Genomic DNA, 298 nt, shown 5'->3' on the forward strand with positions numbered 1-298 from the left:
ACGCCCATCTCGTTGCATCGTGCTCTTGTATGCGGTGTCAGAATGAAATTCTGCCGGTCAGCTATGCGCGGGCCAGCGCATCCACGGCCAAATGATTCGCCATGTGTATTGAACATCAACAGGTCAACATCGCCATCCAGCCGGTCTTTGAGCAGCTGTGCAATTTTTAACTGTAACCGTTCAATCGCCAGATTGGCGGCGATCTGCCCGATAAAGCGACCCGCATCCGAAAAGCCGGTTTGTATTGCCAGTCGGCCACGGCGGCGCACATAGTCGCAGAACACATCATGCCCTAGCA

The 298-nt window shown here is 54.4% G+C and carries 1 pseudogene; it reads right to left on the reverse strand.

Features of this window, described 5'->3' with window-relative positions:
- Positions 1-298: pseudogene (locus ACTF7Q_RS10255) on the reverse strand (phosphoenolpyruvate carboxylase); the annotation flags it as partial.

It is taken from the genome of Puniceispirillum sp. (SeqCode), from assembly GCF_965657105.1.
In the GTDB taxonomy this organism is placed as follows: Bacteria; Pseudomonadota; Alphaproteobacteria; order Puniceispirillales; family Puniceispirillaceae; genus Puniceispirillum.